The organism is Microcoleus sp. BROC3 (assembly GCF_036702515.1).
Lineage (GTDB): Bacteria > Cyanobacteriota > Cyanobacteriia > Cyanobacteriales > Microcoleaceae > Microcoleus.
Genome location: NZ_JAUBTQ010000031.1, coordinates 42319 through 55490, shown reverse-complemented (window position 1 = coordinate 55490; position 13172 = coordinate 42319). Strand labels below are relative to the sequence as shown.

Genomic DNA, 13172 nt, shown 5'->3' with positions numbered 1-13172 from the left:
GGGATTTATGACAGAGCAAGCCAACGCTCGCGATTTGTTTCGCGCTGCTTACGAACACCGCTATACCTGGGATGCCAATTTTCCCGGTTACAGTGCCGATATTGAACTCAAACAGGGCGAGGAAGTATATACGGGTCATGTTTCCATCAAACCCGACATGAGCGTGGAAGTCAGCGGCATTGAAGACGAGGAAGTGCAGCAAAGCGTCTACACCCAAATGCGCGATATTGTCACCCACCGCAAACGCTCGACATTTGAAAAATCTCACGGCAAAAATAGCTTCACCCTCGGCGAGAAAGACAGCACCGACGCTGTGGACATCTTGGTGCAAGGCGACTCAATGGGTTCTAACTATAAAATCCGAGGTCTATCAATTTGTCAAGTCAGCCGGGTGATGGGCCGCATGGCTTTCGTAATTGACACGCACAAAAGCTTAGAAACACCCGAAGGTTCTTTGGCGACTCACTATGATGCCGTTTTCCGCAACCCCCAAACAGACGAAATCATCAGAGAACTCGAATTTGAAGATACCTTTGAGAAGATAGGCGACTATTATGTCATGACAAAGCAAGTAGTTCGAGCAAAAGAAAAAGGTCAACTGACAACAACCGAGTTCAACTACTCCAACGTCAAACTGCTAGAACCAGCAGTAGTGTAGCGCGATCGAAAACCCAATTTCTTAAATAAAACGGGTTTTTTTGGTTAACCTATCAGAATCAACTTGATTTGGCAGCAAGTAAGGCTACGATCGAACGAGAGAGCGAACTCATATCGAGCATCAGCCTTACAGAAACCGGGTTTCTTGCGGCCAGCTCACCAGAGTGTGCAAGTCTTTTGTCAAGAAACCCAGTTGCTTAAATCCCGCGCGGTTGAGAATGCTGCCCTTGACTCAAAGCGAACAAAATCAACTGCAAGAAATCATCACAGAGGCGAAATATGACACTAGCACTAACGAAAGATAACGTCGAAACAGTTCTCGATGAAATGCGGCCCTACCTGATATCCGACGGCGGCAACGTCGAACTCGTAGAAATCGACGGCCCAGTGGTACACCTGAGACTGCAAGGAGCTTGCGGGTCTTGCCCCAGTTCCACAATGACTCTGAGAATGGGCATTGAACGCCGCCTGCGCGAGGCCATCCCAGAAATTGCCGAAGTCGAACAGGTAATGTAATTAGTCAGTTGGCAGTTGACGGTTGACGGTTGACAGTTGACAGTTGACTGTTACCAGTTGACGTTTAACAGTTGACTGTTGACTGTTACCAATTACCAGTTGACAGTTGACGTTTAACAGTTGACTGTTACCAATTACCAAATTCAATTACCAATTACCAATTACCAATTACCAATTACCAATTACCAATTACCAATTACCAATTACTAAATTCAATGTCTCACCCCCTGTATGTAGCCTTCATTTGGCACCAACACCAACCGCTGTACAAATCCCGAGTATCAGCTAACTCCACAGAGGCTCAATACCGCCTGCCTTGGGTGCGCTTGCACGGAGTCAAAGACTACTTGGATTTAGTGCTAATGCTGGCAAAATATCCCAAACTTCATCAAACCGTAAACCTGGTTCCGTCCTTGATTTTGCAGATAGAAGACTGCATCGCAGACAAAGCATTAGACCCTTACTTGACGGTGACATTAAAGTCAGCAGAAATTTTAACCACCCCAGAACAAGAGTTCATTTTAGAACACTTCTTTGACGCCAATTACCACACTCTGATTCAGCCGCATCCCCGCTACGCTCAACTCTACACTCAGCGGCAGGAAAAAGGCATTCAGTGGTGTTTGGAAAACTGGAAATTGCAGGATTTTAGCGACTTGCTGGCATGGCACAATTTAGCTTGGATTGACCCGCTGTTTTGGGACGACCCGGAGATTGCAGGGTGGCTGAAACAAGGACAAAATTTTAGTTTGGCAGACAGAAAAAACATCTACTCAAAACAAAAAGAAATCCTCGCTCGCATCATTCCCCAGCACCGTAAAATGCAAGCTGAGGGACAGTTGGAAGTCACAACAACCCCCTACACGCACCCGATTTTACCGCTGCTTGCCGACACCAACGGCGGCCGCATAGCTATTCCAAACATGACGCTGCCACAACACAGGTTTCAGTGGGAAGAAGATATTCCCCGACACCTGAGAAAAGCCTGGGAAATGTATGAAGACCGGTTTGAGTGTCAACCGCGCGGTTTGTGGCCGTCGGAACAAGCAGTCAGCCCGGAAATTTTGCCCTACATTGCCAAACAAGGCTTTAAATGGATAGTCTCGGACGAAGCAGTATTGGGGTGGACAATTAAACACTTTTTCAACCGCGACGCGACAGGAAATGTCTACGAACCAGAATTCTTATATCGCCCTTACCGTTTAGAAACTCCTGACGGCGATTTAGCCATAGTATTTAGAGACCACAGATTGTCCGACTTGATCGGGTTTACCTACGGTTCGATGGAACCGGAAAAAGCAGCATCAGATTTAGTGGGACACTTAGAAGCGATCGGCAGAACTCTCAAACACCGACAGTCCGACGGCCAAACAGCTTTAGAAAATCCCTGGTTAGTTACTATTGCCCTAGACGGCGAAAATTGCTGGGAATTCTATCCCCAAGACGGCAAACCGTTCTTAGAATCCCTCTATCAAACTCTCAGCGACAATCCAGATATCAAATTAGTCACAGTCTCGGAATTTCTAGACAAATTCCCAGCAACCGAAACAATTCCCGCAGCCCAACTGCACACCGGTTCCTGGGTAGACGGTTCTCTCACAACTTGGATCGGCGATCCCGCGAAAAATCGCGCTTGGGACATATTAGGGCCCGCCAGACAAATGCTGGCAAACCATCCAGAGGCCACAGAAGAAAGCAACCCAGAAGCTTGGGAAGCGCTTTACGCTGCCGAAGGTTCCGACTGGTTCTGGTGGTTTGGCGAAGGCCACACATCGAACCAAGATGCCATGTTCGACCAGCTATTCCGCGAACACGTAGCGGCGATTTACGAAGCTCTAGGCGAGCCCGTACCCCCGGAAGTGCGGCGGCAAGTAGAGGTGCACTCTGTTCAAGGCGACCACCTGCCGCTGAGCTTTATTCACCCGGTGATTGACGGTATCGGCAACGAACAGGATTGGGACAAAGCCGGTCGGATTGAAGTTGGGGGATCAAGGGGTACAATGCACCGGAGTTCGGCAATTCAGCGGCTTTGGTACGGGGTTGACCACTTGAATTTTTACATTCGCGCCGACTTCAAGGCAGGGGTGCGGCCGGGAATTGATTGCCCGCAGCAGTTAAATTTGTTGTGGTTTTATCCCGATCGCACGATGAACAACAGTCTGATTCCGCTGTCTGGTTTACCTGACGAAGCACCGCTAAACTATCGATTCCACCATCAGTTAGAGATTAATTTGCTGACGAAATCGATTTGGTTTCAGGAAGCAGGAGAGGGCGATGAGTGGCAGCCCCGGATCAGCCGGGCCCAAGTGGGACTGGATAAATGTTTGGAGGTAGCAGTGCCCTGGGCGGATTTGCAGATTATGCCCGACTGGTCGCTGCGACTGATTGCGGTTTTATCGGAAGGGGATCGTTACTCTAGCTATATGCCGGAAGATACTTTGATTCCGATCGGAATGCCGTAAAAAGTCATTATTCATTAGTCATTAGTTATCTGTCTGTAGGGGGGGGTTTCACCAGCTTTCATAGAACTGCGAACCCTAATACATATAAACCCGCCCCCGCCCACTGAATTAGTCATCAGTCATTTTTTGAACGAACAAACAATTAAATAATTATCACTTTTTTTTGAATTGGGGCTTCAACTCTGGCTGCCTAATGCCTGGATAGTTTCGATCGCGTCCGGTCGATGTAGCGCTATAAAATTTGTTTGTAGTGAGGGATTTAGTCCTAATAAAAAAGAGTAATAAAGTCCTCACTATAAACCGTATAATGGTTAATTTACCGGACATAATATCATTAGTCATGGGGAAATTAACAAACTAATGAGCCGCATTTTACTATTGGTCGATCGCCACCAACAACCTAATTTGCCGATCGCACACCTCAACACCGAGCATGAGGTGATCGTACTCGATCGCGCTTTAGATCCCAACTCCGAATTTCCCTTTCCCCAAATCGCTTTTGACTTGTGCATTCTCGACGAGGCCTCTTTCGATCGCATCGGGCCGCTGGTAAAAGGATTAAAAGCTGCCGCCGAGCCGATATTTTTACCGTTCTTACTCCTTAGCAAGTCCCAAACACCTGCTCTTTCCGAACAGCGATTTTCACTGCCGGACAAACAACTCGATCGCACAATAGACGATTTGATAGTAAGTCCCGCCGAACCCGCCCAACTGGACTTGCGGGTAGAAAATTTGTTGGCCCGCAGGTGGCTGTCGCTAGAACTCCACAGGCTTCAAGAAGTAATTAAAGAACGCACTTTTACAGAAAGTTTGTTAATCAACTCGCTGCAAACGGCAAACGAAAACCTGCAACGGGAAATCGCCAAGCGGGCGGAGGTAGAAACTGCACTGCGAGAAAACTCCTATCTCAACTCGCTGATCAATGCCATGCCAGATATTGTCTGCTTCAAAGATGGCGAGGGCAGGTGGCTGGAGGCAAATCAAGCGATATTGGAAGTTTTCGAGCTAGAAAAAATAGACTACCGCGGCCTCAAAGATTCTCAATTAGCAGAACTCAGCAGTTTTTATCGCGAGGCCCTACAGGCGTGCGAGGTGAGCGATAGAGAAGCGTGGGAAAAAGGTGAGCTTTCTAGGGGAGAAGAAGTGATTCTCCGATCGAACGGTACTGTGAAAATCTACGACGTGATTAAAGTACCCGTATTTCACCCCGACGGCAGACGCAAAAGTATAGTGATTTTGGGTCGCGACATTACCGAACACAAGCAAACTAGAGACGAACTCGTGCGCTTGGCGTCGATTGTCGAGTCTTCCGACGACGGCATCGTCGGCAAAACTCTCGCCGGGACCATTCAGAGCTGGAACGCAGGAGCAGAGAAGATTTACGGCTACTGTGCCGCAGAAATCAAGGGGCAGTCGATCGAGATTTTAGCCATACCCGAACGCCCCAAGGAAATGCCCCAAATTCTGGAAAATATTAGGGCTGGAGCCAGCATCGACCATTACGAAACCGTGCACTTGCGGAAAGACGGTCAACAAATAGATGTGTCCCTGACAATTTCTCCGATTAAAGATGCCACTGGAGCGGTAACGGGCGTTTCCACCATCGCTCGCGACATCAGCGACAGCAAGCGAGTCGAAAAAGCCTTTGAACAACTCCGCCACCAAACAGAAATGATTTTGTTCTCCGCAGGAGAAGGAATTTGCGGGTTGAACAAACATGGAAAAGTAACTTTTGTCAATCCTGCTGCGGTGAGAATGGCCGGCTGCGAATCGAAGCAATTGATCGATCGACCGCTCTATGAAAGCTTACACCGTTCACAGGAAGAATCCTCAAAGGCGATCGAGCAACTCTCACCTGCAACACAAATTAATTCAGGCGCTGAAATTGCTGCAGTCTGCGCAGCACCGCCAGCCCCGGCGAAATTGCTGCCGAACCGGGTAAGTTCTCAAATTTTAGCGACCTTGGAAGACGGAGAGGCGCGGCGCGTCACCGATGAGATTTTTTGGCGGCGAGACGGCAGCAGTTTTCCGGTTGAGTACGTTGTTGCTCCGATGCGAGAACAAGGCGAAATTATTGGAGCTGTGGTGACTTTTAAAGATATCACCGATCGGCTTGCCGTCGAGCGCATGAAAGATGAATTCATCTCTGTTGTCAGCCACGAACTGCGGACGCCCATGACCTCGATTCACGGTGCCCTGGGCCTCCTCAACAGCGGCCTGCTTGACGCTTACCCGCAGAAAGCCAAGCGGATGCTGGAGATTGCTGTCACTAACACTGACCGCTTGGTGCGCTTGATCAACGACATCCTAGATTTAGAGCGGATGGAGTCGAATTACAGCACTGCAATCAAACAAATTTGCAATGTCGCTGAGCTGATGCTGCAGGCGGCAGACGAGATGCAAGGAATGGCTCAGGAGGCGGGAGTTACTCTGTCGGTGAGGCCTGTGGGGGCGCAATTGCGGGCGGTTCCCGATCGGCTCATTCAGACCTTGACTAATTTGCTTAGCAATGCCATCAAATTTTCTCCCTCAGGGGCTACGGTTTGGCTGAGCGCGGAGTTGACCCCCACTCCGAATTTGGTAGAAAAAGCAGGGCCAAAGTCGGTGTCGTCCCCGTCTTTGTTGTCTCCTGAGAATGCCGCCGCCAATCAGCAGTTGCCAGTATCGAGCTCGTCCATCGTGATAGCTGTTAAAGACCAAGGACGGGGCATTCCGGCAGACAAGCTGGAGATGGTCTTTGAACGCTTTCAACAGGTTGATGCTTCTGATTCTCGCCAGAAGGGAGGAACTGGTTTGGGGCTGGCTATTTGTCGCAGTATCGTGCAGCAGCACGGCGGCCGGATGTGGGTGGAGAGCGTTTTGGGGGAGGGCAGCACTTTTTTCTTAAGTCTGCCAGTTCTAAGGGAGGGGCTTGCAAGTGAAAGTTAATTTCTACCCAGGTGTACCCAAAGTTACTGATTTTGTGCAGATTGTTCGATCGAGTCATCGACAAACAATCTCAGCCGTTTCTGTCGTTCGGGGACTGCGGGCAAAAATCGCGATTTGAGGTCGAAAAGCGGCTTTTTTTGGGGTGGATATTTTACACCAACCGCGCCGGACGGTTAGGATGTTATTAATTGTTGAAACCCTTGCGGTCGATTGCAACTGCTGTCTTCCTTGTTTTTACCTGCTCGCTGAGCCGCTATAGCCTTCAACATCTGCTATACAGTTTTGAAAATTTACTGTAAAGTCCGATCTGGTAAGATAATTTGTTTTACAAAATATTCGCATTTCGCTTTTAGTATACGATCAGTTCTCATTCCTAAAAAAATGTTAATTTTGACTGCCAAGCGCATCTTGGTTATTGACGATGCGGAAGATATTCGGGAAGTGGCTCAAGTCAGTCTTGAGGTGGTGGGGGGCTGGGAAGTCCTGACCGCGAGTTCTGGCCGCGAGGGTGTTGCTAAGGCTCTTGCCGAACAGCCTGATGCTATTCTGTTGGACGTAATGATGCCCGACCAAGACGGGCCTACTACTTTTTTACAATTACAAGCTAATAATGCTACGCAGCACATTCCGGTAATTTTATTGACGGCTAAAGCTCTCGCTGGGGACAGGCGGATGTTCGCCGATTTAGGCGTGGTGAGCGTGATTGCTAAGCCTTTTGAACCGATGTTTTTGGCGGCTCAGGTCGCTGAAGCTTTGGGCTGGGAGCAAGAATAGATCGCCCCCATTGAATTGTGCTGTTTTTCAAGCATTAGTCTTGCAGGCAAAGAGAGTTAAAAAAACTTGGTTTCTTCAGTATTGTGCCTCAGATAGAATCAGGTCGATCGCACAGCATAAGTGTAAGGACTTAGGCCCGCTGCCTTGCGTCCTGTTAGCTTAGGACTAAAAACCAGATTCCGGCAGGCAGGCGTTTCAACACTGTCAGTATTTGAGGTGAAATTGATACCAATAGGCGATACTTAATTCCCTATGGGTAGTGCGTTCATTTAAGTAGATTCGACCTCAACAATTAACTCAATATTCCTGATGATTTCTCGGAAAAATATAAACTGGCAGGAGTATTTTACTTTTTGTGACAGCTCGCTTATCTTCATAAGTTCTTCAGGTTTTAGTTTTAAGTTTAAGCAAATCGTCAGGGATCGCTCCTGACGGTTTGCAGACACATTGGGAGAAGACGACTATGCCCTCAGCTTATATTTTGCTACTAATAGTTTCTCTGGTGGCAGTCTGGATTTACTGGCAAACATCTCAAGATATTTTTGTTCTTGTGGCTTTAGGCGGACTGGGTTGTTTTCTTTGGGGTTTCTCTTGGGCTCCTTGGAGTGTTCAGCTTCTGATTGTGGTGTTGCTGTTCGGTCTCCAAAAATGCTACTTGCGAGACACTCAAAGTTGTGAGTGAAAGAGATTTTTTATTGTTGTGTCTGGAGTTGAGATGCTCGGGCATTCGTCAATCTCTGTAATGATTTAGTTATCGATCCATATCTTAAAGAAGGTTTAAAATATCATGAATAGTTGCCCTTGCTGCTCCTCTCAATTGCTCCGCCACGCTCGCCACAATCGCGTTTATTGGTTCTGCTCGCACTGCTGGCAGGAAATGCCGGATTTGTCGGAAATGATTTTAGGTCACAGCGCGCGGACTCACAAACGGGACGGTTTGGTGAAGCTTCCTGCTTTGACTCCTAAATTGAGGATTTTGGATTCGGTAGGAATTGCTTAGTTAGCTGGAGTTAGTGTCGCGATAAATATTAAGACAGAAAAAATTTTTGATTGTGCCATCTGTTGGATTTTTTAATAAAAAATGCAAAAGCCCCTTCCGTGTGAAGTGAAGGGGACTTATTAGCGGGGGGGCTTTTGCACTTGTGAAGGGGTCGATCGCCTGAATTTCAGCTATTGTATGCAGAAGAGCTGATTACATCAAACCGATTTGAGAGAGAATGCCTTGACCGGTGAGGAATTCGGTAGCTAGGCCGATAACGAAGCCCAACATTGCCAAACGGCCGTTCCAGGTTTCAGCGAACTCAGTAAAGCCAACTTTTGCGTCTTTGTTTTCCATAACCAGAAACCTCGTTTAATTTCAACCTTATGTAACTAAACTTAACACAACTGTACCAACTTTGCAACATATTTTTACATTGGCTGTTCAAATGCCGGAGATAAGCGGGATGGGCCCGCAGGGATAGGGGCTCGCAGGGGGAGGGGGAGAGGGTTTTTGATGTGGGGACGGTCGATCGGTGTCAAATTGGCGAAAACCGTAGTGAGATGTGTCAGGATGTAAGAAAATTATCTTGAGTTAATACTTGACATCCAATAATTAGAACGCTAGCCTAAAAACACAGCTAAAACTAAATATCGCATTCAAAATCAAGGAATGTTGATTGAGTCGTCTTAGCTACACGGTTTATAAAACTGGGGCAAGTTTCTAGCACCCCGTTGAGCGGAAAGAACGTCTAATGTCGTTTTAACAAGTTCATACAAGCTTGAAAAAATCCAAACATTATTGAGTTCCATTTCCCTTCAACGGGCTGCTACTAAACTCGTTCCAGTTCTGTAAACCCTGTAGCTAAGACGCTAATCAAATCCCAACAAAATCAAAGTGTTTTGTGGTAACAGATTGTCTGGTTGGGGGAAGTTCCTTTATGAGCAAACCCACAGACAACACTCCCTTAATGCTAGAGGCGCGATATGTCGAGGCTGTCCAGTCAACCCCTTTGTAGGACATAATCAAATGACGGACAATCATCGAACCACAGGCAAACAACAAACCCAGTCTCAGCTAGTTGCCATGTTGTTGGATTCTCAGGGTGTCCACTTAAACCAAAAGCAAGCTGAATTATTAGTCAGTTTTGCCAAATCAAAAGGGCGTTTAGAACCGCCGAAAAATTACTATAACTCGCAGCACAAAAATCAAGTTAACGACAAAATTCGGCTAGAAAAGCTGGGTTTTCTTGGCGTTGATGTTCCCGATTCAGGCAAAAATAGTGCAGATAAACAATTGGTGTTTGACTGTATCAAACGAGTTGCAACTAAGCCTTCTCCTGACATAATTGTCCTAGGCTTAGCAGATCGGGACTTTGCAGGTTTAATCACCGTTTTGAATGCTTTGGGTATAACAGTCATCGTTTTTGCACGGCGTCAAAGTGCAAGCCAAAAACTGATTAACCTTGTTGGTGAGGATAACTTTCATGATGTAGACGAATTGTCTAGTTTGTGTGCAGGATTGAAAGCGCAACTTGAAAATCAAAAATAGTTATCAATAGAAGCAGATAAATTATCTGCTTGAAGCAACACAGTCCGCCAGGGAATGAATTCCCTGTCTAATAGCTAAAGTCGGTTAAAACCGACTGACAGTTAAAAAAATACAATTTTCAGTCGTCTTAAGAGGACTTTAGCTATAAGCCAGGGGTTAAAACCCCTGGCGGACTGGCGGACTGACGGACTAGCGGACTAATAGTAGAATCTGCCAATATCTGTTAAAATTTACCCCCGCCGCAGATAGCAAAAATCCAGTTTATTTGATAAACTAGATTCTCGAAACCTACCGCTATCTGCGGCTCTTTCATGTCCACATAATAACACCAAACTCCAAAAACAATAACCCTTACAAAACTCCTATGCCATTAACTAATCCAACACAAGAGATACAAATAACCGTTCCCGAATTCCACCATGAAAAACTGCTGCGCCAAGCGCTCACTCACCGTTCCTACGTCAACGAAAACCCCACATTCCGCGAAGAAGACAACGAACGCTTAGAATTTCTCGGCGATGCTTTGCTGACTTTTCTCAGCGGCGAATATCTCTATCAGCGTCATCCAGAAATGGGAGAAGACCAACTGACTCGCCGGCGTTCTGCATTAGTAGATGAAAAACAATTAGCCAGATTTGCTACTGAAATAGGTTTAGACTTAAAAATGCGGCTGGGAAAAGGAGCTTATCGAGAAGGTGGGATTACTAATCCAAATTTGCTCAGCAGCACTTTTGAAGCATTTATTGGCGCTTACTATCTCGATACGCAAGACATGGACAAAGTTAGCCAGTTTGTATGGCAAATGTTTGATTCTGTTCCCGAAAATGTGGTGGAAACTCGATCGACTGTAGACTCGAAAAATCGCTTTCAAGAATGGGTACAAGCCAATGGTGACACGACTCCCCCCAAATATGTGACAGTCCAAGCAGGAGGCACACCCCACAAGCCGGAATTTCTCGCTAAAGTTTATGTCGCAGAGAAACTTTATGGAGAAGGTAAAGGCAAAAGCAAAAAAGATGCTGAGAAAAATGCGGCAGAAGATGCGCTAGCAAAGCTGAAAAAACGCGGACTGATCTAAACTTGAAAACATCGGTAAAAACTACTAGCTTTTTTGTGCGATTGGGGTTTTGGTGAAGCCCTCGAAGACGATCGCCCGAATTGATTGCCAGAGTCCACAATGGGCTATAATCAGGACTTGTGCAAGTGTTACCGCCGTCGATAGAGGGTTGCAATGACAGAAATTCGTTGACGAGTACCCCAGTGTCGATCGTAATTTTGGGAAATATCAGAGCAATTCATGTCTACTCAAAACCCGACTACCCTAACTGTTGAAGAAGCACAGCAAATCCTCAAAGATTTCACTTGTCTGGATATGCAATCTCTAGCATCGCCGCTGGAAAAACAGGCCCTCCGTCAAGCGATTTTGCTGGTAGCAAGTTTGTCGGATTATCAAATGTTGGGAGTGTGCGCGTCTTCGACGCATGAGGGATTTTTAGCTTTAGAAGCTTATTTGAAAGCTTTGGGATATCAAGCTGTTTTAGATCCCAATGCTGTCTCGACCTTTGCTGGTTCGGTTTATATTAAGTTCAATACTTTGAAGGGTTCGTATTATGTTGACGGCTATCCCGGAACTTACCGGGGCGTTTTGATTTCGTGTCAATCTGCCTCAGAAGGTGGAGTTACTGGCACTTACGGTCATTTACCTCTCGATTTATTTATTGATTAATTGGGAATTGGGCATTGGGCATTGGGCATTGGGCATTGGAACCAAAAACTAACAAATAACAACTGTCAACAGTCAACTGTCACCAGTCAACTGTCAACAGTCAACTTACCCATTACCAATTAACCCTTACCAACGATCAATTCTGGCTCTTGTTCCGGTGCGATTCCTTCGGGTGGCAGTCCCAAAATATCGCTGTACAAGTTGATGTATTTCCGGGCCGAAATATCCCAGCTAAAATCTTCTCTCATGCCGCGCTGTTGCAGTTCTTTCCACTTATCTTTGTAGCGGAAACCTTCCCAAGTTCTGATCATGCAGGTGAACAAATCGAGGGGTTCGTAGCGATCGAAACAGTAACCTGTACCAGTATTGTCGATCGGGTTGTTGTGGGAAACCGTATCGACTAAACCGCCTGTGCGGCGAACCATTGGCACGCACCCGTAGCGGAGGGCGAGCATTTGGCTAATGCCGCAGGGCTCGAAACGGCTGGGCATCAGGAAGGTGTCGCAGCCTGCGTAAACGCGACGGGAGAGGGCTTCGTTGTAGAGTAATTGGGTGGACATCCGGCCGGGATAGCGGGCTGTCATTTGCCAAAGTTGGGTTTCGTAGTAGCGATCGCCCGTTCCGAGTACAATAAACTGAGCGTCGGTATAGGCCATGAAGCGATCGAGCATTTGAATTATCAAATCCAGCCCCTTCTGTTCTACCAGCCGCGTCACCATGCCCATTAAAAAGGCACCTTTATTCACTTCCAAACCGACTTCTTCTTGCAGGGCAATTTTGTTAGCGGGGCGCTTTTCAATAGTATCAACACTGAATTGTTGATGGATGTACTTGTCAGTTTCTGGGTTGTAAGATTCTGTATCTATTCCGTTCAAAATGCCCGAAACTTTGCCGCCGATGTAAGAAAGCAAACCTTCCAAACTTTCCCCGTAAGCTGGGGTTTTGATTTGCTCGGCGTAAGTCGGCGAAACTGTATTTACTCGATCGGCAAACTGTACTGCGGCAGCCATTGTATTGTGACCTTGCATATACCAAGGACACCAAGTCATCTGCTCCAAACGCCAGCGCCACGGCCCTTGATAAGCTAAATTGTGAATAGTAAAAACCGTGCTGATATCGGGGTCTTGGCTCATCCAAACAGGTATCATCCCCGTATGCCAGTCGTGACAGTGGATAATTTGGGGCTTCCAATGATTCCAGGCAAATTCAGCCGCAGCATTGGCAAAGAAAGTGAACCTCCAATCTTCATCTAAACCGCCGTAAACGCGACGCGGCAAGAAAGATGGATGTTGTAATAAGTATAAAGGTACATCGGTTCCCGGCAAAACAGTTTCAAACACCGAGAAGCTTTGGAACATGGCCGCCCCATCCCAAACAGGTTTTTTGGGAACATCCATTTTGTCGGGGATAAAACCGTAGTAGGGCATGAAGATGCGGACATCGTGTCCCATGCGCCGCAGAAATTTAGGCAAAGCGCCGACGACATCGCCCATACCGCCGACTTTGGCGAGGGGTGCTGCTTCGGCGGATACAAATAAAATGCGCATTATTTTTTTGTGTTCCTTGAGATTGTTAGTCT

At 46.9% G+C, this 13172-nt stretch carries 13 protein-coding genes; 10 read left to right on the top strand and 3 right to left on the bottom strand.

Annotation, left to right across the window (positions count from 1 at the left end):
* The first annotated feature begins 7 nt into the window (after positions 1–7).
* Positions 8–658 carry a DUF3386 domain-containing protein gene (locus tag QUB30_RS20140; protein ID WP_333336781.1) on the top strand — a complete coding sequence of 217 codons (651 nt, stop codon included), beginning with the start codon at positions 8–10 and terminating at the stop codon, positions 656–658.
* A gap of 278 nt (positions 659–936) precedes the next feature.
* The gene (locus tag QUB30_RS20135) at positions 937–1173 is read left to right on the top strand and encodes a NifU family protein (protein WP_172191146.1); all 237 of its coding nucleotides are present in this window, start codon (positions 937–939) and stop codon (positions 1171–1173) included.
* Here the strand turns inward: QUB30_RS20135 and QUB30_RS20130 are convergent, their stop codons facing one another.
* Positions 1174–1320, bottom strand: coding sequence for a hypothetical protein (locus tag QUB30_RS20130; RefSeq protein WP_333336778.1), 147 nt, complete (start codon positions 1318–1320; stop codon positions 1174–1176). It abuts the gene before it with no gap.
* A 68-nt stretch (positions 1321–1388) separates the two neighbouring features.
* Here QUB30_RS20130 and QUB30_RS20125 point away from each other — a divergent pair, with 68 nt between their 5' ends.
* From QUB30_RS20125 to QUB30_RS20105, 5 genes are all read left to right on the top strand, one after another.
* Positions 1389–3635 carry a glycoside hydrolase gene (locus QUB30_RS20125; protein WP_333336776.1) on the top strand — a complete coding sequence of 749 codons (2247 nt, stop codon included), beginning with the start codon at positions 1389–1391 and terminating at the stop codon, positions 3633–3635.
* A gap of 360 nt (positions 3636–3995) precedes the next feature.
* Positions 3996–6563, top strand: a complete 2568-nt coding sequence (locus QUB30_RS20120) for a PAS domain S-box protein (RefSeq protein WP_333336774.1) — start codon at positions 3996–3998, stop codon at positions 6561–6563.
* Between the two features lie 381 nt (positions 6564–6944).
* Positions 6945–7337 (top strand): response regulator, encoded by a 393-nt coding sequence (locus QUB30_RS20115; protein ID WP_333046072.1) that lies wholly within the window; start codon positions 6945–6947, stop codon positions 7335–7337.
* A gap of 463 nt (positions 7338–7800) precedes the next feature.
* On the top strand, positions 7801–8019 hold the full coding sequence (locus QUB30_RS20110) for a hypothetical protein (protein ID WP_333336772.1): 219 nt from the start codon (positions 7801–7803) through the stop codon (positions 8017–8019).
* Between the two features lie 105 nt (positions 8020–8124).
* Positions 8125–8337 carry a hypothetical protein gene (locus QUB30_RS20105; protein ID WP_015176460.1) on the top strand — a complete coding sequence of 71 codons (213 nt, stop codon included), beginning with the start codon at positions 8125–8127 and terminating at the stop codon, positions 8335–8337.
* Between the two features lie 192 nt (positions 8338–8529).
* Here the strand turns inward: QUB30_RS20105 and QUB30_RS20100 are convergent, their stop codons facing one another.
* On the bottom strand, positions 8530–8673 hold the full coding sequence (locus tag QUB30_RS20100) for a chlorophyll a/b-binding protein (protein ID WP_015176459.1): 144 nt from the start codon (positions 8671–8673) through the stop codon (positions 8530–8532).
* A 672-nt stretch (positions 8674–9345) separates the two neighbouring features.
* On the opposite strand from QUB30_RS20100, the gene QUB30_RS20095 reads away from it, so the two are divergent.
* The 3 genes from QUB30_RS20095 (at position 9346) to QUB30_RS20085 (ending at position 11593) form a co-directional block, all read left to right on the top strand.
* The gene (locus QUB30_RS20095; RefSeq protein ID WP_333336770.1) at positions 9346–9867 is read left to right on the top strand and encodes an NYN domain-containing protein; all 522 of its coding nucleotides are present in this window, start codon (positions 9346–9348) and stop codon (positions 9865–9867) included.
* Between the two features lie 364 nt (positions 9868–10231).
* Positions 10232–10945 (top strand): ribonuclease III, encoded by a 714-nt coding sequence (rnc, locus tag QUB30_RS20090; RefSeq protein WP_333336768.1) that lies wholly within the window; start codon positions 10232–10234, stop codon positions 10943–10945.
* A 219-nt stretch (positions 10946–11164) separates the two neighbouring features.
* Positions 11165–11593, top strand: coding sequence for a DUF1824 family protein (locus tag QUB30_RS20085; protein ID WP_333336766.1), 429 nt, complete (start codon positions 11165–11167; stop codon positions 11591–11593).
* 119 nt (positions 11594–11712) lie between these two features.
* Here QUB30_RS20085 and glgA read toward each other — a convergent pair whose 3' ends face one another.
* A complete protein-coding gene (gene glgA, locus QUB30_RS20080) occupies positions 11713–13140 on the bottom strand; it encodes a glycogen synthase GlgA (RefSeq protein ID WP_333336765.1) in 1428 nt (475 codons plus the stop codon).
* Between the last annotated feature and the right edge of the window lie 32 nt (positions 13141–13172).

Excerpts from the sequence above, each read along its gene's own strand:
- QUB30_RS20140 (WP_333336781.1), top strand. The coding sequence starts at position 8 with ATGACAGAGCAAGCCAACGCTCGCGATTTGTTTCGCGCTGCTTACGAA.
- QUB30_RS20135 (WP_172191146.1), top strand. The coding sequence starts at position 937 with ATGACACTAGCACTAACGAAAGATAACGTCGAAACAGTTCTCGATGAA.
- QUB30_RS20125 (WP_333336776.1), top strand. The coding sequence starts at position 1,389 with ATGTCTCACCCCCTGTATGTAGCCTTCATTTGGCACCAACACCAACCG.
- QUB30_RS20120 (WP_333336774.1), top strand. The coding sequence starts at position 3,996 with ATGAGCCGCATTTTACTATTGGTCGATCGCCACCAACAACCTAATTTG.
- QUB30_RS20115 (WP_333046072.1), top strand. The coding sequence starts at position 6,945 with ATGTTAATTTTGACTGCCAAGCGCATCTTGGTTATTGACGATGCGGAA.
- QUB30_RS20110 (WP_333336772.1), top strand. The coding sequence starts at position 7,801 with ATGCCCTCAGCTTATATTTTGCTACTAATAGTTTCTCTGGTGGCAGTC.
- QUB30_RS20105 (WP_015176460.1), top strand. The coding sequence starts at position 8,125 with ATGAATAGTTGCCCTTGCTGCTCCTCTCAATTGCTCCGCCACGCTCGC.
- QUB30_RS20100 (WP_015176459.1), bottom strand. The coding sequence starts at position 8,673 with ATGGAAAACAAAGACGCAAAAGTTGGCTTTACTGAGTTCGCTGAAACC.
- QUB30_RS20095 (WP_333336770.1), top strand. The coding sequence starts at position 9,346 with ATGACGGACAATCATCGAACCACAGGCAAACAACAAACCCAGTCTCAG.
- rnc (WP_333336768.1), top strand. The coding sequence starts at position 10,232 with ATGCCATTAACTAATCCAACACAAGAGATACAAATAACCGTTCCCGAA.
- QUB30_RS20085 (WP_333336766.1), top strand. The coding sequence starts at position 11,165 with ATGTCTACTCAAAACCCGACTACCCTAACTGTTGAAGAAGCACAGCAA.
- glgA (WP_333336765.1), bottom strand. The coding sequence starts at position 13,140 with ATGCGCATTTTATTTGTATCCGCCGAAGCAGCACCCCTCGCCAAAGTC.